A 24,097-nucleotide genomic window follows, 5' to 3' on the forward strand; every position below is an offset into this window, starting at 1 on the left:
GATGCTAAACCCGTCCGCCGACAGAAACCGGCTCGCGGGCGCGCGATTCACGCGCTGGGCTCGATCCGGTAGAACCGGACGGCATTGCCGCCGAACACCTTCCGCAGGTCGCCGGTGCCCGCGCCCGCGTCGCTCAGCGCGGTGGACACGGTTTCCACCGCGCCGCGCAGGCTCGTGATCGGCTTGTCGACCGGAAAGTTCGACCCCCAGATCAGGCGGTCGGCGCCGAACACCGCCAGCGCGTGCGCCAGCAACGGGCCCACCCGTCCCAGCAGGGCCGGGACAGGCGTCGGAGTACCGCGTCGGGGCACCGGATGCCCGAGCACCGGCATCATCAGACCGCTCACCTTGGCCACCACGTTCGGCTGCGCGGCCAGATCGGTGAGGTCCTCGCGCCACCGCTCGAACAGGGCCGCCCGTTGCCCGGCGGTGTGCCCGGTGTCCTTGCCGACCGGCCCGAAGATGCCCGCGGGCGTCCCCAGGTGATCGAGCACGATCGGTACCTCGGGGAACCGTTCGGCCAGCGCCGTCACCTCGGGTAGCTGCCCCGAATACACCCACGCGTCGAACGAGAGCCCGCGCTCGGCGAGCTGCCCGAAGCCGTTCAGGAACGCCGGCGCGGTGAGTGCGCCGTCGTGGGCGGCGAAGGACTTCACGGCGGGATCCGGGTGGTAGGCGACCATCGTCCGGATGCCACGCAACAGCGGCGACGCGGACTGGTGCGCATCGAGCACCGCGCCGAAGTCCGCGGCGGCCGGGTCGGCCGAGCCGATGATCGTGGCCAAGGCGGGTGTGTCGACACCGAACGGCAGGCTCGCCACCCAGCGCGTTTCGTCGGGCTTCCAGCCCGTCCATTGCGCCTCGATTTCCACCACCGATTCGACCGGCGTATTTCCGCGGTCCGCGCGGTAGTCGGCGGGCAGATAGGGCTGGAGGTAGGCGCTGGGCTCGCCGACGAATTGGCGGTCACGCAGCGGGGCCAGCTTTGCCACGATATCGACCGGTAACGGCAGACAGCGCATCAATTTCGCGAGCTTGCTGAACTCGCGTGGTGTGGCGTGCGGATCCCATTGGTGAATATGGGCATCGATGATGTCGAAGTCGGTCAGATCCATGCTGTGCGTCCCATCGCCGCCGCTGGCAGAGCTCACGGCGATTGTCACACGCCAACTGCGCGCAGCGACGGATTACGCTGCTCAAACTGTGCGCCGATACTGTCCTCCCACCGCGAAGAAGGCATCGGTGACCTGCTGCAATGTGCATACCCGCGCCGCGTCCATGAGCACGTCGAAGATATTGCCGTCGGTGTGCGCGACCTCGGTCAGCCGGGCCAGCGCGCGATGGGATTGCTCGGCGTGATCAGCCTGGAAACTGTGCAGCCGGTCCAGTTGGGAGCGGCGTTCGGCTTCGGTGCCGCGAGCCAGTTCCAGCGGTGCGTGCTCGGTGCCGTCGTCGCGGCCGCGGAAGGTGTTCACCCCCACGATCGGCAGTGATCCGTCGTGTTTGCGCTGCTCGTAACGCATGGACTCGTCCTGGATGCGACCGCGCTGGTAACCGGTCTCCATCGCGCCGAGCACGCCGCCGCGTTCGCTGATCCGCTCGAATTCGACCAGCACGGCCTCTTCGACGAGGTCGGTGAGTTCGTCGACGATGAAACTGCCCTGGAGCGGATTCTCGTTGACAGCCAGACCCCATTCTTTGGCGATGATGAGCTGAATCGCCAGCGCGCGGCGCACCGAGTCCTCGGTCGGGGTGGTGACCGCCTCGTCGAAGGCATTGGTGTGCAGGCTGTTGCAATTGTCGTAGACGGCGATCAGTGCCTGCAGAGTGGTGCGAATGTCGTTGAACTGCATTTCCTGCGCGTGCAGCGAACGCCCCGAGGTCTGCACGTGGTACTTGAGTTTCTGGGCGCGTTCGCCCGCACCGTAGCGGTCGCGCATCGCGATCGCCCAGATCCGGCGGGCCACCCGGCCGATCACCGTGTATTCGGGATCCATGCCGTTGGAGAAGAAAAACGACAGATTCGGGGCGAAATCGTCGATCGCCAGCCCGCGTGCGAGGTAGGTCTCCACATAGGTGAATCCGTTGGCGAGGGTGAAGGCGAGCTGGCTGATGGGGTTCGCGCCCGCCTCGGCGATGTGATACCCCGAAATCGAGACCGAATAGAAGTTCCGGACCTCGTTGCGCACGAACCATTCCTGGACGTCGGCCATCATGCGCAGGCTGAATTCGGTGGAGAACAGGCAGGTGTTCTGGCCCTGGTCCTCCTTGAGAATGTCGGCCTGCACGGTGCCGCGCACGGTCGACAGCGTGCGTGCCCGGACATCGGCGGCTTCCGCCGATGTCGGTGCGCGGCCCTCGGCCTCGGAGAAGCGTCGCAGCGCTTGATCGATCGCGGTGTTGAGGAAGAAGGCGAGGATCGTCGGGGCCGGCCCGTTGATGGTCATCGAGACCGAGGTGGCCGGTGCGCCGAGGTCGAAACCGTCGAACAGGGTGCGCATGTCCTCGACGGTGGCCACCGAGACACCCGAGGTGCCGACCTTGCCGTAGATGTCGGGGCGCTCGGCCGGATCGTGGCCGTAGAGGGTGACGGAGTCGAACGCGGTGGACAGCCGGGTGGCGTCGGCATGGGCGCTGAGGACTTTGAAGCGGCGGTTGGTGCGGGCCGGATCACCCTCGCCCGCGAACATCCTGGCGGGGTCCTCGTTGTCGCGTTTGAACGGGAAAACGCCTGCGGTGAAAGGGAATCGGCCGGGCAGGTTCTCCGCACGCAGAAACCGCAGGAGTTCGCCGTCGTCGGTGTATCGCGGAAGGGCGACACGGGCGATGCTGGTGCCGGACAAAGATTCCCGGCGCAGCGGCGTGCGCAGTTCGCGGTCGCGGATGCGCACCACCTGTTCGTCGCCGCGATAGCTCTCGGCGACCGTCGGCCATTCGGCCAGCGCCGCGGTCGAGGCCGCGGAGAGGGTGGGCCGGGCCCGCGTGAGCAGGTCGGTGACCGCCGCGTCGTCGGGGAGCTCCTCGTGTACCAGCGCCAGCCGTTGAATCCGTTGGGCGGCAGCGGCTTCCCGCCGGGTATCGGCGTGGTAGCCGCGGACCGTGTCGGCGATGTCGGCCAGATAGCGGACCCGTGACGGGGGCACGAGCTGGGCGAAACGGGTGGAGACCGAGGTGTCGACACGGGGCAGGGCGCCGGGCTCGAGCGCCAGGCCGTGTTCGGTGAGCAGGCCGGTGAGGTGCTGGTACAGGGCGGTGACGCCGTCGTCGTCGAAGGTCGCCGCGCTGGTGCCGAAGACGGGCATGTCAGCGGGGCTCGCGCCGAATTCCGCGCGGTTGCGGATCAATTGGCGCGCCACGTCGCGGACCGCGTCGGCCGCGCCGCGGCGTTCGTACTTGTTGATCGCGACGACGTCGGCGTAGTCGAGCATGTCGATCTTCTCCAGCTGCGAGGCGGCGCCGAACTCCGGCGTCATCACATACAGCGCCACGTCCACGTGGTCGACGATGCCCGCGTCACCCTGGCCGATGCCGGGGGTCTCGAGGATGATCAGGTCGTGACCGGCGGCCCGGCAGGCGGCGATCATGGTGTCGATATCGTCGGGCAGTTCGTGATTGCCGCGGGTGGCCAGTGATCGGAAGTACACGTGATCGCCGTCGAGGGCGTTCATCCGGATCCGGTCACCGAGCAGGGCGCCGCCTGCTCGCCTGCGGGTCGGGTCCACCGCGAGCACGGCGATGCGCAGCTTGTCCTGCTGGTCGGTCCGCAGCCTGCGCACCAATTCATCGGTGAGGGAGGACTTTCCGGACCCGCCCGTGCCGGTGATGCCGAGGACGGGAACACGCCGTGTGGTCGCGGCCGCGAGAATCGCATCACGATCGGAGTCGGGCAGCGAGCCCTGCTGCAGGCAGGTGATGGTGCGCGCCAGCGCGTGTCGATCGCCGGTATAGAGCGCGTCGAGATCGGGGGCGGTGCACGCGGGGTCGACATCGCAGAGCTGGATCAGTTCGTTGATCATGCCGGGCAAGCCGAGGCGCTGGCCGTCCTCGGGGGAGAAGATCCGCACGCCGCTCGCCGCGAGCCGCTCGATCTCCTCGGCGACGATCACCCCGCCGCCACCGCCGAAGATCCGCACCTCACCGGCACCCGCCTCGCGCAGGGCCTGCGCCAGGTACTCGAAGAACTCGATGTGCCCGCCCTGATAGGAGCTCACCGCGACGCCCTGCACGTCCTCCTCGATCACCGCGTCGACGATCTCGCGCACCGACCGGTTGTGCCCGAGATGGATCACCTCGGCGCCCTGGGCCTGCAGAATCCGCCGCATGATGTTGATCGCCGCGTCGTGCCCGTCGAACAGCGCCGCCGAGGTCACGAATCGCACGGGATTCACCGGAACGTGCAGGCTCATGACCGCCTCCGCCATTGATAGATCGCCCGATACTAGGACATCAAACTAATTCTACTGTGAACTGCGTCACTTGGGGGCGAAACGCCCCGCCCGGCTTGCGGCGGAATCGCCGTCGCGGGTCGACATACTCGGCGGATGGTTCGCGAGCACCGGGTGGATGTGGCGTTGGAGCGACTCGTGGCGTCCGGAGTGCTCAGCGGGGAGCAGCGAGGGGCGGTGCTGCGGGCGGTCGACGAGCAGGAGCGGGCCGGGCGCGCCGGCGGGGGACGGGTGGCCGCCGAGATCGTGGCGTACGTGGGGGCCGCGCTGGTGGCCGCGGGTTTGGGCCTGTTCATCGACGAGGCGTGGGCGCAGGTGGCGCAGTCGGGGCGGGTGGTGTTGCTGGTGGTGGTGGCCGGGTGCGCGATGTGGGGAGCGGTGGTACTGGCCGGTGGATGCGCGGGGGTGTTGCGCCGGGTGCCGATCGCGTCGGCGGGGCGGGTGCGGTTGGCCGCGGTACTGCTCGTGCTGGCCGCGGTGTCGGTGACCGGGGCGGTGGCGACGGCGTTCGACGGACAGCACGGCGACGCGACGGCCATCGCGGCCTCGATCGCGGGACTGTTCGTCGCGATTCTCGGATATCTGCTGGTGCCGAGCGTGCTCGGGATGATCGCCACGGCGTGCTTCGGTGTCGCGAGCATTCTGAGCGTCACCGCGGAGCTGTTCGATGTCCGGTCGCCGTGGCAGGGAATCGCGCTGATGGTGTTCGGTGCGCTGTGGTTCGGACTCGCGTCGGCTCGCCTGCTGGTGGCCGAATGGGCCGGATATCTGCTCGGCGGGGTGATCGCGGTGATCGGGGCGCAATCGGTGACGTTCGGCGAATCGCTGTGGCGACCCGGCCTGACCGCGCTGATCGGGGTGCTCTGCTTCGCGCTGTACGTGTCGCGTCGCGAGGCCGTGCTGGTGCTCGGCGGGGCGGCGGGGACCGCGGTCGCGGTCGTGCAGGTGGTGGCCGACTACACCACCGGTGGACCGGTCGTCGCGAGCGTGGTGTTGGGGATCGGCGCGCTGGTGCTCACCGCCGGGGTCGTGGTCGTGGTCGGCAGGAAGGCCGACCCGGGTCGTGGCTGGTAACACGCGGGCCGCGAGGCCTCGGGAGGAACGGTTCGATCAGCGGATCAGGGTGGTTTCCTGAGCGCGGATCGTGCGGAAGAAGCGCGGGCCCACGTCGGCGCCGTCGTGGTTGTAGCTGTCGATGATCTCGGCGAGTTCGTCGGCGAGTCGCCGCAGGTCCTTTGTGGCGGTGATGCGGTCGAATTCGTCGGGTTCCCAGCCCCACGCGGGTGGGATGTCGGTGATGGTCACGACGATCTGGTCGGCGAACGGGGTCGTCACGGCCACGGTGAGCTCGGCGGGTGCCGCGGCGAGGGGACTGTGGACGGTGACCTCGCCGGGCGCGCCCGCGGCCACGAAAGTACGGGCGAAGGCGATGTCCTCGCGGACCGACTCCACGATCGACGCGGTACTCGCGTGCCTACCCGCACGGTGGTGCCGCGACCCGTAGACGCGGTCCGGCGCGGCATGGGAAGCAGTGTGGTCCACGGATTTTCGAAGCAATCGGTCGAGCATGCGCTCCGCGGTGGCGCGCTCGCCCGCGCCGGTGTTCTCGTGGTCGATCAGTGCGCGCAGGCGGGTGATCCGCACGAAGTGGTCGCTGCCCATGCCGACGATTGTGCCGCAAATCGGGCGCGGTGGAATGCGTCACAGACGGCGTGCCACAGTTCAGATCCAGGTCACCGGAGGGCGGTGCGGCTCGGTATGGTCTGCACCATCCGTGACCGTTGATTGACAAGAGGGTGGCTGTGACCGAATTCGAGACGATTCTGCTGGAGCGCAAGGGCGGCACCGACGGTAAGGGCGGGGTCGGCTGGATCACCCTCAACCGGCCCAAGGCACTCAATGCTCTCAATGCCCAGGTCCTCGACGACGTCATCGCCGCGCTCGACGAGCTCGACCGCGATGACACCATCGGCGCCGTCGTGATCACCGGCTCGGCGAAGGCCTTCGCGGCGGGCGCCGACATCAAGGAGATGGCGCCCAAGTCGTACATGGACATGTTCCTGGCCGACTACTTCGCCCGCTGGGACCGCCTGGCCAACTTCCGCAAGCCCACCATCGCCGCCGTCTCCGGATACGCGCTCGGTGGCGGCTGTGAGCTGGCGATGCTGTGCGACATCCTGATCGCCGCCGACAACGCCAAGTTCGGCCAGCCCGAGATCACGCTCGGCGTCATCCCCGGTATCGGCGGCTCGCAGCGTCTCACCCGGGCGATCGGCAAGGCCAAGGCGATGGATCTGATCCTGACCGGCCGGATGATCGGTGCCGAGGAAGCCGAGCGCTCCGGGCTCGTCTCGCGGGTCGTGCCCGCCGACGAACTGCTCGACACCGCGCTCGAGGCCGCGCAGACCATCGCGTCGATGTCGCTGCCGGTCGCGATGATCGCCAAGGAAGCGGTGAACCGCTCGTTCGAGAGCACGCTCGCCGAGGGGCTGCTGTTCGAACGCCGGGTGTTCCATTCGCTGTTCGCGACCGAGGATCAGAAGGAAGGCATGGCCGCCTTCGTCGAGAAGCGTCCGCCGAACTTCACCAACCGCTAGTTCGGTCTCCAGTGCGGCGCACCGTCGATGAAGTGCGCGGTACTCGGCGCGGTGCCCTGTTCAGGGGACCGCGCCGAGGGACTGTCGTTGCTGAGCAGGCCGGCGACCGTACCACCGAGGGTGGCCGTCACCGCGACCGCGGCGAGAAGTTTTCGGCGGCCCTGGCGCGGCGGCACTCCGATGACGCCCGCGCCTCGTCGCGGCATCCGTAACCGCGCCGACGGACGCCGGGCGCACAGCAGCACCGCCCCCCGCGCCGAAACATATTCCGGCTCAGGGTCGTACACGATCGGCAAGCCGATCAGCTGGGCCAGATCCGCGCGCAGACTCGGGTTGCGGGTGCAGCCGCCCAGCAGCGCCAGCGCTCCCGGCTGCACCCCCGTCTCCTCGATCAGCAGGCGCACGAACGACGCCGAATGATGCAGTCCCGCTTCGCAGAGCGCGGCCAGATCGCTGCGGGTCAGCACGGCGCGGCCACCGGTGTCGGCATCGGCGGCGGTGACAACTCTGGTGCGGCTCAACGATTCTCGGTGTTCGCGGCTGGCGTGCGCGTCGGCCGAGACGCCACTGCGCGCGAGTTGCCAGCGCAGGAGCGCGTCGTAGCCGTTGCCGCTGAGGACGGTGCTGCGCTTGCCGGCGAGGATGGTTTCGGTGCGGCAATCGGCGTGGGTGATGGTCAGGCCGGAACTGCCGAGGTCGTAGAGCATCACCGAGTCGGTGGCGGGCAGCAGTCCGCTGAAACGCAGGTAGCGCAACTGAGCCAATGGTTCGTCGACGATCGCGAAGTCGGCCCGGCCCGCTGCCGCTCTGATCGCGTCGGCCTGTAACTCGCTGCGGCAGGTGACCGCGGTGCCGGAAATGTACTCGTCGCGTTCAGCGGCCGCGGCGCGCATGCGATGGATCGCGGTGAGGACCGATTCCTCCACCGATCCGCCCGCCCGGCGCGGTACGTGGATCCGGTCGATGGGCGGCATGTGGGGCTGATCGGAATGGGTCAGCAACGCACGGGCTCCACCCGCGCCCGCCGACACCCCGAGGATCAGCACCATGGGCTACATCGTGGACCTTTTCGGGCTAGCTGCCAAGGGAATCGGCAGAAGATTCTCCGGTCGATTGCCAGGTCGCGTGGAATGTGAGGTTTTCCGGATCGTCGACCTCGAAATCGCCCGCGTCGTGACGGAATTGTGCCAGCAGTCGTAACAGGTCGCGGCCCTGGTCGGCGGGCAGGCCAGGTTCGGCGAACACCTCGGCGTTCAGTGCCGCCGTGGCGTCGGCCACGGATTGCCTTCCCTCGCTGGTGATTTCGATGAGAGTTGCCCGTCGATCACTGGGGTGCGGAACGCGGACCACCAGTCCGGCGGCTTCGAGCCGATCGACGGTATTGGTCACGCTCGTCGGGTGCACCTGCAGACGTGCACTCGCCTTGGCCATCGGCAGCGCGCCGGTGCGGCTGAAACTGAGCAGTTGCAGGAGTTCGTAGCGGGAAAATGTCAGCCCCGACGGTTTGAGCGCCTCGTCGACACGCGCCATCACGATCTGCTGCGCCCGAACCAGCGAGGTCACCAGGGCCATCCCATCGGCAACCGACTCCCAGCCGTGGGCGACCCACTGCCGGTGAGCCTCGGCGATCGGGTCCTCGGAAAGCGGTCTGGGCCGTGACATGAAAACGATCATTCCACGACCCAGCCGCTTTCCCACAGAGCGAGCGGCGGGAATTGAACCCGCGTAGACGGCTTTGCAGACCGTTGCCTTACCACTCAGCCACGCCCGCCTCGCGATAGATATTGCCGTGCCCCATTGCTCGCGGCGAGGGTTGGGATCAGCGTGATCTCAACCCTCAATCTCGTGAAAATCTGATGTCGGTGGCCTGTGTCACACTGTCGACGATGAGCCGACACACGACTTTCCGGTACTGCCTCGACCCCACGGTCGAGCAGTCTGTCGTGCTCGCCCGTCATGCCGGAGCGGCGCGGTTCGCGTTCAACCAAAGCCTAGATTTTGTCAAGGACGCGCTAGCCAAACGAAAGATCTCTCGGAAACATCCAGTGCCGTGGACCCGGTTCGATCTGATCAACACATTCAACACCTGGAAGAAGTCCGAAGACGCGGGACGGGTCTTCGCTGTCGACGCGGACGGGGTCACCGAGATCCTCGTGACCGGGCTGGCGTGGCGTACCCAGGTGTGCCAGCAGGTCTTCGAGGAAGCCGCCGTCGACTGCGGTCGCGCCTTGGCTGCGTTCTCGGACTCCAGGACCGGCAAACGCGCAGGTAAGCGGATCAGGTTTCCTCGATTCAAGAAGAAGATCAACACTGTCCCGGCGTTTCGGATCCGCAACAAACATGCCAAGGCTGGATGGACGGCGATCCGAATCGGTGACGACCAGATCGCGCGGTCGGTGACCTTGCCGGGGATCGGTGCGGTCAGGGTGCGTGAGGACACGCGCCGGTTGCGGCGGATGCTCGCCAACGGACGAGCGAAGATCCTCTATGCCACCGTCACTTTTCGGGCGCGGCGCTGGTGGATCAGCCTGACTACCGAGGCATCCGATCTGCACCCGGCTCACCATCACCGGCCGCGGGAACACAACGATGACGGAGGCTGGGTCGGCATCGACCGAGGGTTGACCGTGTTCGCGGTCGCGGCGACCGCCGACGGGGCCGAAGTCGCGCGCGTCGCCACCGCTCCCAAACCCTTGGCTACCGAACTGGCCGAGCAACGCCGTCTGGCGAAGTCGTTGTCTCGGAAACAGAAAGGGTCACATAACCGCAGACAGGCAGCTGCCCGGCTGGGACGCCACCATCATCGAGTCGCCAATATTCGTCGCCACTTCACCCATCAGATCGCGAACAGTCTGGTCAAAACCCACGACCGGATTGTTGTCGAAGACCTGAACGTGGTGGGGATGCTCGGCAACCACCGCTTGGCGCGCGCAATCAGCGATGCCGGATGGTCCGACTTCGCTCGGCTGCTGACTTACAAACAAGCGTGGTGCGGCGGCACGGTCACTATCGCGAATCGCTGGTATCCCTCGAGCAAACGGTGCTCGGCCTGCGGAACGATCAACCCCGACTCGTCGCTGGCGAATCGAGTATTCCTCTGCAAGTGCGGATTTCGTGCTGATCGTGATCACAACGCGGCGATCAACCTCGCCAAATGGCCGACGATCGAACAGGACTTCTCACGATCCCCGGACCCCCGAGCAGGAGGCCGGGTAAACAATGTCCGCCGACGGGCAGGCGCTGACCGGCACCTTGCGGGTGCTGGTGAAACCATTCCGATTGACGCGGAAACAGACGTTTGTGCCACATTTGTGGCGTGAACCGACGACGCCCGAGAAGGGCGGTCTCTGGAAACCGTCTGGTTTCCGGAGATGTTGTAAACCACTCAGCCGCGCGCCGGCACTTCGGTGCGCTCGACCAACGAGGTCGACCCGGCGCCTAGAGCAGCCCCGCCTCGGTCATCAGCTGGGTGACCTTCTTCGCGTCGAGCTTGCTCGGGTCGATCGCGGGCGCCTGCAGGTCGGCCAGTGGTGGCAGCGCGGGGTTGGCGGCGACATCGCCTGCCACCGGGTACACCATCGAATCGCCGTCGCGCAGGATTTCCTGGCCCTTCTTCGCGGTGATGAAGGCCAGGAATCTCTGCGCGGATTCCTGCTTCTTGCTCGACTTCAGCACGCCGCCACCCGATACGCTGACGAAGGCGCCGGGGTCCTGGTTCTTGAAGTAGTGCAGCGCCGTGTTCGCGCTGCCCTGCGCGGCTTGGTCGCGGTACCAGGAGGAGTGGTAGATCACGCCGCTGTCGGGAGTGCCCGCGTTGACCGCCTTCATGGTCGCGACATTGTTGCGCACGGTGGTCGCGTTGGCCTTCATGCCGCGCAGCCAGGCGCGGGTGACGTTCTCGCCCTTCACGGCGAGCAAACCCGCCACGAGCGCCTGGAAGTCGGCGCCGAACGTGGCCGCCGCCCAGCGGCCCTGCCACTGTGGCTGCGCGAGATCCAGCAGCGAGGCGGGCAGCTCCGCGATCTGGAGATCGTCCTTGTTGTAGACGAAAACCGTTGCACGAGCGGCGGTTCCTGTCCACATGCCCGTCGACGGACGGTACCGGGCCGGCACCTGATCGAGGGTCGCCTTGTCGACATCGGCAAACAGACCCGCGTTCTCCACGAGCGTCATGGCCGGCGAGTTCTCGGTGAGGAAGGCGTCGGCGGGGGAGTTGGGGCCCTCGGCGACGAGCTGATCGCCCAGCGCGGTGTCACCACCCTGGCGCAAGGTGACCTTGATGCCGGTCTCCTCGGTGAACGCCGCGACCCACTTCTTGGTGAGCGACTCGTGCTGGGCGTTGTAGACGGTGATCTCGCCGGCGCTGCCAGAGGAGGAGGAGCAGGCGCTCAGACCGAGCGACACCATGGCGACCGTCATCAGCCCGGCCAAAGGTTTCCAACCGCGCGAGGCCATTCGCGTCCTTCCACCAGGGGCCCATCCTGTGATGGGGGGTGCCTCAGGCAAGATACCCCGCGTGACATGCGCAGACCGGCGAATCAGAGTCCGGAGAGATCCCGGGTGACGACGTGGTTGCGGTCCTCGATCGTGCCGAGGAGATAGTCCGGCGCGGTGCCGAAGTACTGGCCGCGAGTCAGGCTGCTCCAGCGGCGGGCATCCTCGGATCGGGTCTTGTAGAAGTTCGCCCGGTAGCCGCCCTCGTAGATGTGGAGCAGGCAGTACCCGCCCGGATACTCCTTCACCGCACCGACTTCCAGGAATTCCACCGCGCAGGACAGGTCGGGCCGGGTGCGCCGGGTTCGGTGGGTATGACCGCTGTGGTGCAGGAACACGCCCGGTGCCCGCTGGTAGAGGCCCTGTAGTTCGAGGGCGGCAGCGCGGTCGAGGATGAAGCCGGGGCCGCCGATGTTGGTGAAGCCCGCCTCGGCGGTGACGGGATGGTGGCCGAACACGATGGTCGGCCGGTCCGGGTCGGCGCGCAGGGTCGCGGTGAGAGCGTCGAGTTGCGCGCGGTCCATGGTGCCGCCCGCCGCGTCAGGGGCGCTGGTGTCGAGGCCGAGGATGCGCAGGTCGCCGAGATGGTGTTCGGTCACTTGCTGACGGGGCAGGAAATGGTCGCCCCAGCAGTCGGCGCAGTCCGGATAGCTGTGCGGGCGGTCGTGGTTGCCACGGGCGACCAGGTAGTCGGTGCCGAGAGTCCCCCACGAGTCCAGATGTGCGCGGACAGAACGGGATTCGTCGGCGGTTGCCTCGTTCGTGAGATCGCCGGCCAGAAGCAGAAGCGAGGCGTCGCGGGCACTGATATCGGCCAGGAGGGCGTCGAGCATAAACCGCGGATACGGCGGGTCGCTCTGGTATCCGGGTGGGAAACCGGCGATCACGATGCCACTCACCGTTTCGCCGTAGTGCACGTCATTGGCCAGAGCGATGGTGTGCAGCAGGCGGCCGGGAGGTGGGGTGAGCGTGGTGAATTCGCCGCGTGCTTCGGAAGTGCCGGGTCCAGCCGTGGTGAGCGTCGGGGCGGGGGCCGCGCGAATTCCGTTGGACAGGGCCTGGAATCGGTACGGGCGGCCGGGTTCGAGGTCGTCGATCTCGGCGTAGTGGAACGGGGTTCTGGTGTCGTCGTAGTAGACGGTGACCGGCTCGCGGAAGGAATCCGCCGGGGCCAGGCGCACTTCGGTATCAGCGGGGACCGGGAACGGTCGGCCTCCCGGGTCGAGACCGAACGTGGTCCAGGTCAGCACCACGCCACGATCGGTCACCGTGACGACTTCCAAGTCGAGCGCGATCAGCGGATCGAAGTGCGCCGCACCGGAACCCGGTATCGCCGCGGCGAGCGCCGTGCCCACCGCGGCGGCCAGTACTGTCCGGCGCGACGCTCCGCAGCAGCCCATGTTTTCGAGGGTAGCGGCGGTTCCAGGCGATACCGGGAGGCGTCACCGGGTGTTCGGTCAGTGTTTGTTGGCCGGTGCCGAGCAGATCTTCCAGGTGCCGTCTTCCTTGGTGAGGTGCTCCTCGGTGCTCGACTCGGTATCGGGCTCCTCGCCCTCCACCGACAGCGTCAGCTGGCCGGTGACCGTCGCTTTCGCGTCGTCGCCGGTGATGACGATGTCCTTGACCTCGTCGATCGTCACCTGCACCGTCGCCCGCTCGAACTGCGCCCGCTGTTCGGGGGTGAGATTGTCGATCTCCGTGCGATCCGCCTGGCAGGCCAGTTGCGCGGCGGCGATGAAACCCTCGGAATCGAGCGTGTCGTAGAAGTCGCGCACCGCGACTTCGATCTGCTTCTCGTCCGACGACAGCGGCGTACGTCCCTGCAACGTGAGTACGACGCCCGCCACCAGCACGCCGATCACCACCAGCGCGACAATCCCCAGCGCGACGAACAACCCGGTCCGCTTCTTCTTCGGCGCGGGCGGCGGCACGAACACATCGGGCCCATCCGGATACTCGGGCCCCGGCGGCCCGCCCGCCCCGAACCCCGCATGTGGATACCCCGGCGGCCCGGACGGCATCCCCGGATCGGGCGGCTGCTGACCGAAGGGAGGCTGTTGTCCCTCGGGCGGATTCGTCATGGCAACGCTCCTGATGTCATCGGGGGCGTCGGCCCCCACAACGTATGGAACCGTGCGAGATCAAAAACCAACATCGAACTGTGTCCCGGCGGGAATCGAAACCGCGGCCTTCTGCTCCGAAGCAGCCTCGCCCGGTTCGTGCGGGTACACCAAGCTTTCGGCGTACCGTAACCTGCCGATCCGGTCCCGCCAAATTTGGCCGGTTATCCGCCACGCCGCGCGAAACCTCCCGGTGTCGTTCCGTGCGCACCCGCCTGTCGCCGATGCCGACGCTGGAACGATCACGGCTACTCGCTGCCGTCACTGTGGTCTGTGACCATTCACCCTCAGCACCAGCAACCGGGCACCTCCGTGGCCTTACTGTCTCGATCAGTAACAACAAAGGAGTTGTCCGATGCTTGCCTTGCTGGCGGCGGCGTGGACGGGCATATCCAGTGCTCTGTTCGACGCTCACCGCGCCGACCTACGGTCCCGTTCCTACGCGACCGCCGCGTTCAACCCGCCTACCGTCGCCTGTCGGGTCGTCCCCGTGACCACCAGGGACGGAACTCGGCTGCGCGTGCACTCCTACGGCCCCGAGGACGCACCGGCGATCGTGTTGGTGCACGGCTGGACCTGCGCTATCGAATACTGGAATGCCCAGATCAACGCGTTCGCCGGTGCGTACCGCGTCATCGCCTACGACCAGCGCGGTCACGGTGCCAGCGAGTTCGGCACGAGCAAGCTCAGCATGGACCTGCTCGCCGACGATCTCGCCGATGTGCTCGACGCGACCCTGGACGCCGGGCAGCGCGCGGTCCTGGTCGGTCACAGCATGGGGGGTATGACTCTGCAAGCCTGGGCCGGTCGCTATCCGCAACAGGTTGCGGCAAGGGCGCATTCGGTGCTGCTCGCCAATACCGCGGCCGCGCACCTGATCTTCGAGACCACCGTGGTGCCGTTGTTCAACCGGCCGTCGCGGCTACTGAAGCTGAAAGTGCCGCTGCCGTTCCTGCTCGGCCGCGCCGGCATCGGCTTCCCGATCGTCTTCCCGCCGATCGCCCCGGTGGAGTGGCTGTTCGCCCGGCAGATCATGAGCACCGCCGCCAAGGGGGACCTGCTCGACTTCGGCATGAATATCGTCCGGTCCTGTCCGGCGCTGGTCCGGGCTCGCTTCGGGTTGCTGGCCGCCGATATGGATCTGGGCGAATCCGCGCGAAACCTGGTGGTGCCCACCTCGATCGTCGCAAGTTCCTTCGATGACGTGATCCCAGTCGCACATTCGGTTCGAATTTCCGAAATGCTGCGGACGACAGGAAGTTTCGTGCGGATGGAAGTATTGCCGACCGGTCATCTCAGCAATATCGAAGCCCTGCCGGAATTCAACGCGGAACTGACGCGATTGGTCGAGGCCGCCTACCACGGCCCGAAGGAGGCGGCCGGCTAGACACCATGGCTCGACTACAGACGCTCGAAGAGCCTTTCGATGACGACAGCGACCCCGTCCTCCTCGTTCGACGCGGTATGTCTGGCCACCGCCGCCCGCACACTGGCATGGGCGTTGCCCATCGCGTACCCGGTGCCTGCCCAGTTCAGGATCGTGAGGTCGTTGGGCATGTCGCCGAAGGCGTGGACGTCGGCGGCGGCGATGCCGCGTTCGGCGCACAGCTCGGCGAGCGTGCCGGCTTTGGTGACGCCGGACGCGCTGATCTCCAGCAGGCCGCGGCCGCCGGAGTGGGTGAACTGCGCCGCCCCCGGCGCGGATTCCTCGGCGGCGGCGACGAGGAAGTCCGCGTCGTGCCGCGCGGAATAGGCGAGGAGCTTCACGATGGGGCCATCGAGGGCCCACAGGTCGGCGAGAACCGGCACGGGCGACTCGGCCCCGGTGTCGCGCGTCAGCCTCGGCCGGTAGCCCGGCTCGAAGAACACCCGGTGGCCGGTCTCGACCGCGAACCCGACCCCCTCGACCGCTCCCGCGACCGCGTACGCCACGGCGCGCGCCGCGGCGACGGAGAGGGCACGGCACTCGACCACGGTGCGAGATGCGATGTCGTAGACGAGGGCCCCGTTGCTGCACACCGCCGTTCCGGTGAGCCCTGTCGCGGCGACGACAGCGTCGAGGTAGCGGGGTGGGCGCGCGGTGACGACAACCACCTCGATCCCGGCGCTGACAGCGGTCCGCAATGCGTCGACCGTGCGCTGGGAGATCGTCCCGTCAGCGCGTAAGAGGGTGCCATCGAGGTCGGTGGCGATCAGGCGGGGCAGCGTCATCGGATCACTTCGAGGATCCGTCCGATGCCCGCCAACTCTCGATGAATTGCTCGCACAAGCCCGGTGATCCGACGCGCGCGCCAGCCATCTGGGTAGCCTCTTTCGTCATCGATCAATGCGAAGCACCGCACTGCGGGTTCGTTGCTGCCAGGCATCGTTTGTTGTCCTTCAACGAGATTCGCGTCAGCGCCGCTCTCGACTCTATCCAGCGAAGACGAAGAAGTCCGATACCGGTCTCCTGCTCTGATCGAGGTAGATGTCGAATTCCGCGCTGCGGCAACATCGGACGCACTTGTAGCCTCATGGTGTGAGCACACATGGGATGGGATCGGTTGTCGCGTATGCGCAGAAGCGATGGTCGAGGTTCAAGGGGGTCGGCGCGCTTGCGGTCATCGGCCTGTACCTTGCTTCCCTGATCAGAATGGCTGTCAGCAAGGACTGGGACGACCTGGCGGCAGGTCGCCTGTTCGGCCTGGCGCTCTTTGTTGCGGGTCTGCTGGTGTTGGCAGACGGGCTGGACACTATTGCGGCAAACCGTCCGGCGAAACCATGGACACAGCGTAGGAAGGTTGCCCTGCTGGTCGTAGCCAGTTCGGTCCTGGTGGGCATCACCACGTCGATCATCCGTACCGGGATGCCCTTGGGCGACCCGGTGGCACAGCTGTTCACACAAACGGCGCTGATTGCATCCATGCTGTTCTTCATCGCGGATGGACCCGATCGGGATCAGACGTAACCGCTCGACGAAGAAGGCCCCCGACCGTTGGTCGGGGGCCTTCTTCGCGTGCCCTCGGCAGGAATCGAACCTGCGGCCTTCTGCTCCGGAGGCAGACGCTCTATCCCCTGAGCTACGAGGGCGGGATAGATGCCGGTCGCGGTGAGGCGATCGGGCAGCGACAGCGTATCGCATGGAGTGCGGTGCGCCAAAAACTGTGCCGGACCGGGGGTTGGCCGGTCCGGCACCAGGGGGTCAGCTGAGGGGGAGGGGCGTGGCGTTGCGGGCGGCGAGCATGGTGGTCATCAGCTGCGATTCGCCCTCTTGGGTTTTCGACATGGTGGCGGCCAAGGTGCGGACCGCGGTGGTGTCGGCGTGCTCGGCGGCGTAGTCGAGCATCGGGACGCCGCCCTGGTGGTGGCGCAGCATCAGTTGCAGGAACATCGTGTCCAGCGCCGGGCCGGTGGACCGGCGCAGCGCGGTCATCTCCTCCTGGCTGGCCATCCCGGGCATGGATTGCATCGGCCCCGGCATCGCCGGTTCGGCGGTGGAACCACCGTGGTGGCCGGTGCTGCCGTGGTCGTCGGTCATCCAGCCCATGTAGCCGTCCACGTTCTGGTTGGACTCGCCCCACAGCTGCAACCAGGCCTGCATGCGGCCGATCTGGTTCTGCTGGGTGGTCAGGATGTCGTAGGCGAGGCGGCGCACGTCGTTGTCGGTCGAGGCGATCAGCGCCACTCCGGCCATGTCGACGGCCTGCGCGTGGTGCGCCGACATGTCCTGGCTGAAACCGATGTCGACAGCGCTCGGCTCCGGTTCGGCGTTCTTCTCCAGCGGCATCCGCAACAGCACACCCGCCACCGCGCCGAGCAGCAGCAGACCGATCGCGCCGAGGACCAGCACCGCCCCGGCCGGGCGACGCGCGCTCGACTCGGACGCGGTGTCGTCGGGTTCGACGGTGTTCTCTTCGGGCGCGCTCACTACTGACCCGAGGGCAGGCCGCCCGGCATCGGGATGTTCGGCAGGCCGGGGATGCCCGAGCCCGTGCCGCCGCCGCCGAGTTCGGTCTGGTCCTGCGTCAGGCCCTTACCGTCCATCGGGACCGCTTCGGGACCGTAGGGCGTGGAGTCGAACGGCGGCGGGTTGTTCGCGTCGAAGATCGGGTTCGAGCAGCTCGCGCCGACCTCGGGGTAGGCGTAGGGGTTCTCGCGCAGGGCGGAGATGAACTGCTTGATCCGCGCGTCGTCGGCGTTGTCCAGCTTGAGCTGGTGCCCCCACGACTGCAGCGAGATCGCCGAGTCCAGACCCGGGTACGGCGACATCAGCGAGTACTGGCGGCCCTTGACGAAGTTCGACAGCTTCTCGACACCGGCCGCGTCGACCTTGTCGGGGTTGTACGCGATCCAGACCGCGCCGTGCTCGAGCGAGTGCACCGCGTTCTCCATGCGGATCGGCTTGGCGTACACGGTGCCCGTGCAGTTCGCCCACGCGCCGTCGTGCGGGCCACCGAAGGCGGGGGTCTTGTCGTAGGCCACGCGCTGGCTGGCGGTCACGTGCAGACCGGCCGGGTACTCCGCCTTCACGACGCCGTCGATCTTCGCCGACGGGTCCTGGTTCTCCTTGGAGGGGACCCATTCCTTGAGGTCGGTCTGGGCTTCGCGGATCGCGGCCTGGTCCATGTACTTGGGCACGAGGCTGTAGGCCAGCAGTCCGATCAGCGCGACGATGGCGACGCCCGCGCCGAGCAGCACCCAGGGGGTGTCGCGCTTCTTGCCCGGAAGGTTGCCCTTGCGGGTCTTGCGGGACGGAGACGACTTCCCCGCGGCCCGCACGGCCTTGGCTGATGTGGCGCTGGTCCTGCTAGGCATCGCTCGTTGTGCTCTTTCGACGTGTGGATCGGTGGGTTCGCGGCGGGCGGTCGTGGTTGCAAGGGGCCCAGCCAATAGGATAGAGACTCGTGACTCCAGCTGACCTTGCAGATCTCCTTCGTACCACCGCGGCGAAGGTGCTTGTCGAACGCGGACTGGACTCGTCGGTCCTGCCCGAGCAGGTCACAGTGGAGCGTCCGCGCAACCCCGAACACGGCGACTATGCCACGAATGTGGCCATGCAGGTGGCCAAGCGGGTCGGAACCAACCCTCGCGAGCTGGCCGGCTGGCTGGCCGAGGCGCTGTCGGCCACCGAGGGCATAGAGGTGGCCGAGATCGCCGGGCCCGGGTTCCTGAACATCCGTCTCGCCGCGTCGGCGCAGGGCGCCATCGTCAGCCAGATCCTGGCCGCGGGGCAGACCTACGGCACCGGGTCCGCGCTGGCAGGCACCAAGATCAACCTCGAATTCGTCTCCGCGAACCCCACCGGTCCGGTGCACCTCGGCGGTACCCGCTGGGCCGCCGTCGGTGACGCGCTGGGTCGCATCCTGGCCGCTCAGGGCGCCGATGTGACCCGCGAGTACTACTTCAACGACCACGGCGCGCAGATCGACCGCTTCGCGAAGTCGCTGGTCGCGTCCGCGCTGGGCGAACCGACCCCCGAGGACGGGTACGCGGGCGAGTACATCGCCGAGATCAGCGCCGGCATCGTCGCCGCGCATCCCGACGTGCTCACCCTGCCCGCCGACGAGCGGCACGAGGTGTTCCGCAGCGAGGGCGTGCAGCAGATGTTCGCCCAGATCCGCGCGGACCTGCACGAGTTCGGCACCGATTTCGACGTGTACTTCAACGAGAGCGAACTGTTCGCCTCCGGCGCCGTCGAACAGGCCGTCGAGCAGCTGAAGAACTCGGGCAACCTGTACGAGAAGGACGGTGCGTGGTGGATCGCCAGCACCGAATACGGCGACGACAAGGACCGCGTCGTCCTCAAGAGCGACGGCAACGCCGCCTACATCGCCGGTGACATCGCCTACTTCCAGAACAAGCGCGCCCGCGGCTTCGACCTGGCCATCTACATGCTCGGCGCCGACCACCACGGCTACATCGGCCGGTTGAAGGCTGCCGCCGCCGCGTTCGGCGACAACCCCGACACCGTCGAGGTGCTGATCGGGCAGATGGTGAACCTGGTGCGCGACGGCGTCGCCGTGAAGATGAGCAAGCGCGCGGGCACCGTGGTGACCCTCAACGACCTCGTCGAGCAGATCGGTGTCGACGCCTCGCGCTACTCGCTGGTGCGTTCCTCGGTGAACTCGAGCATCGACATCGACCTGGACCTGTGGACCAAGGCGAGCAGCGAGAACCCGGTCTACTACGTCCAGTACGCGCACTCGCGGACCAACAGCATCATCGGCAACGCCGCGAAGTATCCCGAATTCGCTTCTGCCGAACCGGATTTCGCGCTGATGACCTCCGGTCGCGAAGGTGATCTGATCCGCACTCTCGGCGATTTCCCGCGCGTGGTCGCGACCGCCGCCGACGCCCGCGAACCGCATCGCATCGCCCGCTACCTCGAAGAACTGGCCGGTGTCTACCACCCGTTCCAGTCCGACGACGACATGCGCGTGCTGCCCAAGGGCGACGACGCCGTCACCGGGCTCAACGCCGCCCGGCTCGAACTGGTCAAGGCGACCCGCCAGGTGCTGGCCAACGGCCTTGCCCTGCTCGGCGTGAGCGCACCGGAGCGCATGTGAACACCGGCAAGCTTTTCATGGAAGGACGCACCGAAATGAGTGCACACCCGGCCGGTCCCCGGCACGCAGAGATCCCGCACGCGCCGAGCCTGGCCGAGCGCCCGACCGACCCGAGGCAGATGATCGACCTCCCCGAGAACGTCTGGCCGCGCAACGCCGCACGCGGTGACGACGGTGTGGTCCGGCTGGCGGGCGTGCCCGTCACGCAGCTCGCCGAGCAGTACGGCACCCCGCTGTTCGTGATCGACGAGGACGACTTCCGCTCGCGCTGCCGCGACATGGTCGCCGCGTTCGGGCCGAACGCTCGCGTGCACTACGCGTCCAAGGCGTTCCTGTGCGGCGAGATCGCGCGCTGGATCCGGGACGAGGGCCTTTCCCTGGACGTGTGCTCCGGCGGCGAGCTCGCGGTCGCGCTGAACGCCGGTTTCCCGGCCGAGCGCATCGCGCTGCACGGCAACAACAAGTCGGTGCCCGAGCTCGAAGCGGCCGTCACGGCCGGTGTCGGGCACGTGGTCGTCGACTCGCTCTACGAGATCGAGCGGCTCGAAGCCGTCGCCGGTGCGGCGGGCGTGGTGCAGGACGTGCTGGTCCGCGTCACCGTCGGCGTCGAGGCACACACCCACGAGTACATCTCCACCGCGCACGAGGACCAGAAGTTCGGCTTCTCGATCGCGGGCGGCGACGCCATGGAAGCCCTCGCGCGCGTCTTCGAGGCCGACAACCTGCGTCTGGTCGGTCTGCACAGCCACATCGGCTCGCAGATCTTCGAACTCGACGGCTTCGAGATCGCCGCACGCCGCATGCTCGGCCTGCTGCGCGAGGCCATCGACAAGTTCGGCATCGACCGCACCGCGCAGATCTCGACCCTGGACCTCGGCGGTGGCCTCGGCATTTCGTACCTGCCGAGCGACAACCCGCCGCCGCTGGGCGAATTCGCCACCAACCTGCGCGCGCTGGTCGCCGCCGAAGCCGACCGTGCCGGGCTGCCCGAGCCGACCATCGCCGTGGAACCGGGGCGCGCCATCGCGGGCCCCGGCACCGTGACCCTGTACGAGGTCGGCACCATCAAGGATGTCGAACTCGACGGTGGCGCGCGCCGTCGCTACGTCAGCGTGGACGGCGGGATGAGCGACAATATCCGCCCCGCGCTGTACCAGGCCGACTACGATTGCCGTCTGGTCTCGCGCTCGTCGGACGCCAACGCGGTCGTCGCGCGCGTGGTCGGAAAGCATTGCGAGAGTGGCGATATCGTCATTCGTGACACCTGGATGCCCGCTGACGCGGCCCCCGGTGACCTGGTGGCCGTGGCGGCGACCGGTGCGTACTGCTACTCGATGTCGAGCCGCTACAACCTGCTCACCCGGCCCGCGGTGGTCGCGGTGCGTGACGGTGCGGCGCGACTGATTCTGCGCCGGGAAACGGTAGCGGACCTGCTCAGCCTGGAGGTGGAAGAATGAACGGCACCAAGGACGCGGGACGTCCGCTCGGCGTAGCCGTGCTCGGGATGGGCACTGTCGGCACCGAGGTGGTTCGCGTGCTGCGCGATCACGCCGATGACCTGCGTTCGCGTATCGGAGCGCCGCTCGTGCTGCGCGGTGTCGCGGTGCGCGACCTCGGCAAGGACCGCGGTCTGCCCGCCGAGCTGCTCACCACCGACGCCTCCGCGCTCGTCGCCCGCGACGATGTCGACCTGGTCGTCGAGGTCATGGGCGGCATCGACCCCGCTCGCAAGCTGATCGGCGACGCGCTCAACGCGGGCAAGTCCGTCGTCACCGCCAACAAGGCGCTGCTGGCCGACTACACCGGCGAACTCGCCGCCGCCGCCGAGGGCAGCCGCGCCGACCTGTACTTCGAGGCCGCCGTCGCCGGTGCGATCCCGGTGGTCCGGCCGTTGATCCAGTCGCTGTCGGGTGACCGGGTGAACAAGGTCGTCGGCATCGTCAACGGCACCACCAACTTCATCCTCTCCGCGATGGACGAGACCGGCGCCGCCTACGACGACGTGCTCGCCGAGGCCACCGCGCTCGGCTACGCCGAAGCCGACCCCACCGCCGACGTCGAGGGCTACGACGCCGCCGCCAAGGCCGCGATCCTGGCCTCGCTGGCGTTCCACACCCGCGTGACCGCGGCCGATGTCTATCGCGAGGGCATCTCCAAGATCACCGCCGAGGACCTGGAGACCGCGTCGGCTGTCGGCTGCACGGTCAAGCTGCTCGCCATCTGCGAGCGCGTCTCGGCCGGTCCGGGCGAGCCGACGCTGGAAGAGGGCGGCAAGGATCGCGTCTCGGTGCGCGTCTACCCGGCGCTCATCCCGCGCAAGCACCCGCTGGCCTCGGTGAACGGCGCGTTCAACGCGGTCGTCGTGGAAGCCGACAACGCCGGTCGCCTGATGTTCTACGGGCAGGGCGCCGGTGGCGCCCCCACCGCGTCGGCCGTGCTCGGCGACCTGGTGATGGCCGCGCGTAACAAGTTCTACGGTGGTCGTGCGCCCGGCGAATCGGTCTATGCTGAGCTGCCGATCGCGCCGATCGGTGACACCCCCACCCGCTACCACGTGAACCTGCAGGTGGAGGACCGCCCCGGCGTGCTCGCCGCGGTCGCCGACACCTTCGCCCAGCACGGGGTGAGCATCTCGACCGTGCGTCAGCAGGGCCACGGCGACGGCGCCCGGCTCGTGGTCGTCACCCACCATGCGGTGGAGTCGTCGCTGGCAGATACTGTCGCGGTATTGGCGGACATGGAATCCGTCACCGCTGTGACCAGCGTTCTCAGATTGGAAGGCACCGAAGAATGACGAACGGCATCGCCCCCCAGACCGGCGTGCACTCGCGCTGGCCCGGTCTGATCGCTGCCTACCGCGACCGTTTGGCCGGTGCGGCCGACTGGGAGCCGGTGACCCTGTTCGAGGGCGGTACCCCGCTGGTCCCCGCGCCGCACCTGTCCGCGCTCACCGGGTGCGAGGTGTATCTCAAGGTCGAGGGTGCCAACCCGACCGGTTCGTTCAAGGACCGTGGCATGACCATGGCGATGACCGACGCCAAGTACCGCGGTCAGAAGGCCGTGCTGTGCGCGTCGACCGGCAACACCTCGGCCTCGGCCGCGGCGTACGCCACCCGCGCGGGCATGGAATGCGCGGTGCTGATCCCGCAGGGCAAGATCGCGATGGGCAAGCTGGCCCAGGCCGTGATGCTCGGCGCCAAGATCATCCAGGTCGAGGGCAACTTCGACGACTGTCTGGAGCTGGCGCGCAAGGTGACGGCGGAGTTCCCGCAGGTCGGCCTCGTGAACTCGGTGAATCCGGCGCGTATCGAAGGCCAGAAGACCGCCTCGTTCGAGATCTGCGACGTGCTCGGCAAGGCGCCCGATGTGCACGTGCTTCCGGTCGGTAACGCCGGCAACATCACCGCCTACTGGCGTGGGTACCGCGAGTACCACGCCGACGGCATCACCTCGGTGCTGCCGCGCATGCTCGGCGTGCAGGCCGCCGGTGCCGCGCCGCTGGTCAACGGCGCGCCGGTGAAGGACCCGGAGACCATCGCGACCGCCATCCGGATCGGCGCCCCGGCGTCGTGGAACGGTGCGATGGAGGCCAAGGAGCAGTCCGGTGGCGCGTTCCGCGCGGCCACCGACGACGAGATCTTGGCCGCGTATCGTTTGGTCGCCGCGACAGAGGGCGTCTTCGTGGAGCCCGCGTCGGCGGCGAGCGTGGCCGGTCTGCTGGCCGCGCGCAAGGAAGGCTGGCTGGATTCGGGCCTGACCGTCGTGTGCACCGTGACCGGCAACGGTCTCAAGGACCCCGACAACGCGCTGGCCGGGATGCCCGAGGTCAAGCCGATCGCCGTCGACCCGGTCGCTATCGCCCGTGAACTCGAGCTGGCCTGAGTTGGCCGCACCCG

20 protein-coding genes and 2 tRNA genes are annotated in these 24,097 nt (G+C 67.7%); 9 read left to right on the top strand and 13 right to left on the bottom strand.

Annotation, left to right across the window (positions count from 1 at the left end):
• Positions 1 to 47: 47 nt before the first annotated feature.
• On the bottom strand, positions 48 to 1,115 hold the full coding sequence (locus ACFWFP_RS28500) for an amidohydrolase family protein (protein ID WP_379300053.1): 1,068 nt from the start codon (positions 1,113 to 1,115) through the stop codon (positions 48 to 50).
• Positions 1,116 to 1,196: 81 nt separating this feature from the next.
• Positions 1,197 to 4,406, bottom strand: coding sequence for a fused isobutyryl-CoA mutase/GTPase IcmF (gene icmF / locus ACFWFP_RS28505; protein ID WP_379300055.1), 3,210 nt, complete (start codon positions 4,404 to 4,406; stop codon positions 1,197 to 1,199).
• A 135-nt stretch (positions 4,407 to 4,541) separates the two neighbouring features.
• On the opposite strand from icmF, the gene ACFWFP_RS28510 reads away from it, so the two are divergent.
• Positions 4,542 to 5,519, top strand: a complete 978-nt coding sequence (locus tag ACFWFP_RS28510) for a DUF2157 domain-containing protein (RefSeq protein ID WP_379300057.1) — start codon at positions 4,542 to 4,544, stop codon at positions 5,517 to 5,519.
• 36 nt (positions 5,520 to 5,555) lie between these two features.
• Here ACFWFP_RS28510 and ACFWFP_RS28515 read toward each other — a convergent pair whose 3' ends face one another.
• Positions 5,556 to 6,107, bottom strand: a complete 552-nt coding sequence (locus ACFWFP_RS28515; protein WP_379300059.1) for a hypothetical protein — start codon at positions 6,105 to 6,107, stop codon at positions 5,556 to 5,558.
• A 140-nt stretch (positions 6,108 to 6,247) separates the two neighbouring features.
• Here ACFWFP_RS28515 and ACFWFP_RS28520 point away from each other — a divergent pair, with 140 nt between their 5' ends.
• On the top strand, positions 6,248 to 7,042 hold the full coding sequence (locus tag ACFWFP_RS28520) for an enoyl-CoA hydratase (RefSeq protein WP_379300061.1): 795 nt from the start codon (positions 6,248 to 6,250) through the stop codon (positions 7,040 to 7,042).
• Here ACFWFP_RS28520 and ACFWFP_RS28525 read toward each other — a convergent pair.
• The 3 genes from ACFWFP_RS28525 to ACFWFP_RS28535 form a co-directional block, all read right to left on the bottom strand.
• A complete protein-coding gene (locus tag ACFWFP_RS28525) occupies positions 7,039 to 8,091 on the bottom strand; it encodes a hypothetical protein (RefSeq protein WP_379300063.1) in 1,053 nt (350 codons plus the stop codon). The two genes, ACFWFP_RS28520 and ACFWFP_RS28525, sit on opposite strands and share 4 nt — an antisense overlap.
• A gap of 25 nt (positions 8,092 to 8,116) precedes the next feature.
• A complete protein-coding gene (locus tag ACFWFP_RS28530) occupies positions 8,117 to 8,704 on the bottom strand; it encodes a MarR family winged helix-turn-helix transcriptional regulator (protein ID WP_379300065.1) in 588 nt (195 codons plus the stop codon).
• A gap of 38 nt (positions 8,705 to 8,742) precedes the next feature.
• Positions 8,743 to 8,813 (bottom strand) — tRNA-Cys (locus ACFWFP_RS28535).
• A gap of 115 nt (positions 8,814 to 8,928) precedes the next feature.
• Between ACFWFP_RS28535 and ACFWFP_RS28540 the strand changes: the two genes are divergently transcribed.
• Complete coding sequence (locus ACFWFP_RS28540) at positions 8,929 to 10,362, top strand: RNA-guided endonuclease InsQ/TnpB family protein (RefSeq protein ID WP_379300067.1); 1,434 nt, start codon at positions 8,929 to 8,931, stop codon at positions 10,360 to 10,362.
• A gap of 118 nt (positions 10,363 to 10,480) precedes the next feature.
• Here the strand turns inward: ACFWFP_RS28540 and ACFWFP_RS28545 are convergent, their stop codons facing one another.
• The 3 genes from ACFWFP_RS28545 to ACFWFP_RS28555 all read right to left on the bottom strand — a co-directional run bounded on the left by ACFWFP_RS28545 (position 10,481) and on the right by ACFWFP_RS28555 (position 13,617).
• Positions 10,481 to 11,497, bottom strand: a complete 1,017-nt coding sequence (locus ACFWFP_RS28545; protein ID WP_379300069.1) for an iron ABC transporter substrate-binding protein — start codon at positions 11,495 to 11,497, stop codon at positions 10,481 to 10,483.
• Positions 11,498 to 11,580: 83 nt separating this feature from the next.
• Positions 11,581 to 12,936: a metallophosphoesterase gene (locus ACFWFP_RS28550; protein WP_379300071.1), complete on the bottom strand. Its 1,356-nt coding sequence runs from the start codon at positions 12,934 to 12,936 to the stop codon at positions 11,581 to 11,583.
• Between the two features lie 57 nt (positions 12,937 to 12,993).
• Positions 12,994 to 13,617 carry a hypothetical protein gene (locus ACFWFP_RS28555; RefSeq protein ID WP_379300073.1) on the bottom strand — a complete coding sequence of 208 codons (624 nt, stop codon included), beginning with the start codon at positions 13,615 to 13,617 and terminating at the stop codon, positions 12,994 to 12,996.
• A 394-nt stretch (positions 13,618 to 14,011) separates the two neighbouring features.
• Here ACFWFP_RS28555 and ACFWFP_RS28560 point away from each other — a divergent pair, with 394 nt between their 5' ends.
• Positions 14,012 to 15,043 (top strand): alpha/beta fold hydrolase, encoded by a 1,032-nt coding sequence (locus ACFWFP_RS28560; RefSeq protein WP_379300074.1) that lies wholly within the window; start codon positions 14,012 to 14,014, stop codon positions 15,041 to 15,043.
• A 14-nt stretch (positions 15,044 to 15,057) separates the two neighbouring features.
• On the opposite strand, the gene ACFWFP_RS28565 is transcribed toward ACFWFP_RS28560, so the two are convergent.
• On the bottom strand, positions 15,058 to 15,867 hold the full coding sequence (locus tag ACFWFP_RS28565; RefSeq protein ID WP_379300076.1) for a Cof-type HAD-IIB family hydrolase: 810 nt from the start codon (positions 15,865 to 15,867) through the stop codon (positions 15,058 to 15,060).
• Positions 15,868 to 16,174: 307 nt separating this feature from the next.
• On the opposite strand from ACFWFP_RS28565, the gene ACFWFP_RS28570 reads away from it, so the two are divergent.
• Positions 16,175 to 16,603, top strand: coding sequence for a hypothetical protein (locus ACFWFP_RS28570; protein ID WP_379300078.1), 429 nt, complete (start codon positions 16,175 to 16,177; stop codon positions 16,601 to 16,603).
• A gap of 49 nt (positions 16,604 to 16,652) precedes the next feature.
• Here the strand turns inward: ACFWFP_RS28570 and ACFWFP_RS28575 are convergent.
• The 3 genes from ACFWFP_RS28575 to ACFWFP_RS28585 form a co-directional block, all read right to left on the bottom strand.
• Positions 16,653 to 16,725, bottom strand: a tRNA-Arg gene (locus tag ACFWFP_RS28575).
• 112 nt (positions 16,726 to 16,837) lie between these two features.
• A complete protein-coding gene (locus ACFWFP_RS28580) occupies positions 16,838 to 17,563 on the bottom strand; it encodes a DUF305 domain-containing protein (protein ID WP_379300080.1) in 726 nt (241 codons plus the stop codon).
• The gene (locus tag ACFWFP_RS28585) at positions 17,563 to 18,450 is read right to left on the bottom strand and encodes a DUF3105 domain-containing protein (protein WP_379300082.1); all 888 of its coding nucleotides are present in this window, start codon (positions 18,448 to 18,450) and stop codon (positions 17,563 to 17,565) included. Before ACFWFP_RS28585 ends, ACFWFP_RS28580 begins: the two co-directional genes overlap by 1 nt.
• 89 nt (positions 18,451 to 18,539) lie before the next feature.
• Here ACFWFP_RS28585 and argS point away from each other — a divergent pair, with 89 nt between their 5' ends.
• From argS to thrC, 4 genes are read left to right on the top strand one after another with little or no spacing between them, the layout of a single operon-like run.
• Positions 18,540 to 20,201 carry an arginine--tRNA ligase gene (gene argS, locus ACFWFP_RS28590; protein ID WP_379300084.1) on the top strand — a complete coding sequence of 554 codons (1,662 nt, stop codon included), beginning with the start codon at positions 18,540 to 18,542 and terminating at the stop codon, positions 20,199 to 20,201.
• Positions 20,202 to 20,236: 35 nt separating this feature from the next.
• Entirely contained in the window at positions 20,237 to 21,658 is a 1,422-nt protein-coding gene (gene lysA / locus ACFWFP_RS28595) for a diaminopimelate decarboxylase (protein ID WP_379300086.1), read from the top strand.
• Positions 21,655 to 22,995 carry a homoserine dehydrogenase gene (locus ACFWFP_RS28600; protein WP_379300088.1) on the top strand — a complete coding sequence of 447 codons (1,341 nt, stop codon included), beginning with the start codon at positions 21,655 to 21,657 and terminating at the stop codon, positions 22,993 to 22,995. Before lysA ends, ACFWFP_RS28600 begins: the two co-directional genes overlap by 4 nt.
• The gene (thrC, locus tag ACFWFP_RS28605) at positions 22,992 to 24,083 is read left to right on the top strand and encodes a threonine synthase (protein ID WP_379300090.1); all 1,092 of its coding nucleotides are present in this window, start codon (positions 22,992 to 22,994) and stop codon (positions 24,081 to 24,083) included. The genes ACFWFP_RS28600 and thrC overlap by 4 nt, the downstream gene beginning before the upstream one ends.
• The last annotated feature ends 14 nt before the right edge of the window (positions 24,084 to 24,097 follow it).

Source organism: Nocardia sp. NPDC060249 (assembly GCF_042728755.1).
Classification (GTDB): domain Bacteria; phylum Actinomycetota; class Actinomycetes; order Mycobacteriales; family Mycobacteriaceae; genus Nocardia.

Excerpts from the sequence above, each read along its gene's own strand:
- ACFWFP_RS28555 (WP_379300073.1), bottom strand. The coding sequence starts at position 13,617 with ATGACGAATCCGCCCGAGGGACAACAGCCTCCCTTCGGTCAGCAGCCG.
- ACFWFP_RS28600 (WP_379300088.1), top strand. The coding sequence starts at position 21,655 with ATGAACGGCACCAAGGACGCGGGACGTCCGCTCGGCGTAGCCGTGCTC.
- ACFWFP_RS28500 (WP_379300053.1), bottom strand. The coding sequence starts at position 1,115 with ATGGATCTGACCGACTTCGACATCATCGATGCCCATATTCACCAATGG.
- thrC (WP_379300090.1), top strand. The coding sequence starts at position 22,992 with ATGACGAACGGCATCGCCCCCCAGACCGGCGTGCACTCGCGCTGGCCC.
- ACFWFP_RS28540 (WP_379300067.1), top strand. The coding sequence starts at position 8,929 with ATGAGCCGACACACGACTTTCCGGTACTGCCTCGACCCCACGGTCGAG.
- ACFWFP_RS28510 (WP_379300057.1), top strand. The coding sequence starts at position 4,542 with ATGGTTCGCGAGCACCGGGTGGATGTGGCGTTGGAGCGACTCGTGGCG.
- icmF (WP_379300055.1), bottom strand. The coding sequence starts at position 4,406 with ATGAGCCTGCACGTTCCGGTGAATCCCGTGCGATTCGTGACCTCGGCG.
- ACFWFP_RS28560 (WP_379300074.1), top strand. The coding sequence starts at position 14,012 with ATGCTTGCCTTGCTGGCGGCGGCGTGGACGGGCATATCCAGTGCTCTG.
- ACFWFP_RS28565 (WP_379300076.1), bottom strand. The coding sequence starts at position 15,867 with ATGACGCTGCCCCGCCTGATCGCCACCGACCTCGATGGCACCCTCTTA.
- ACFWFP_RS28525 (WP_379300063.1), bottom strand. The coding sequence starts at position 8,091 with ATGGTGCTGATCCTCGGGGTGTCGGCGGGCGCGGGTGGAGCCCGTGCG.
- ACFWFP_RS28545 (WP_379300069.1), bottom strand. The coding sequence starts at position 11,497 with ATGGCCTCGCGCGGTTGGAAACCTTTGGCCGGGCTGATGACGGTCGCC.
- ACFWFP_RS28585 (WP_379300082.1), bottom strand. The coding sequence starts at position 18,450 with ATGCCTAGCAGGACCAGCGCCACATCAGCCAAGGCCGTGCGGGCCGCG.
- ACFWFP_RS28515 (WP_379300059.1), bottom strand. The coding sequence starts at position 6,107 with ATGGGCAGCGACCACTTCGTGCGGATCACCCGCCTGCGCGCACTGATC.
- lysA (WP_379300086.1), top strand. The coding sequence starts at position 20,237 with ATGAGTGCACACCCGGCCGGTCCCCGGCACGCAGAGATCCCGCACGCG.
- ACFWFP_RS28550 (WP_379300071.1), bottom strand. The coding sequence starts at position 12,936 with ATGGGCTGCTGCGGAGCGTCGCGCCGGACAGTACTGGCCGCCGCGGTG.
- ACFWFP_RS28530 (WP_379300065.1), bottom strand. The coding sequence starts at position 8,704 with ATGTCACGGCCCAGACCGCTTTCCGAGGACCCGATCGCCGAGGCTCAC.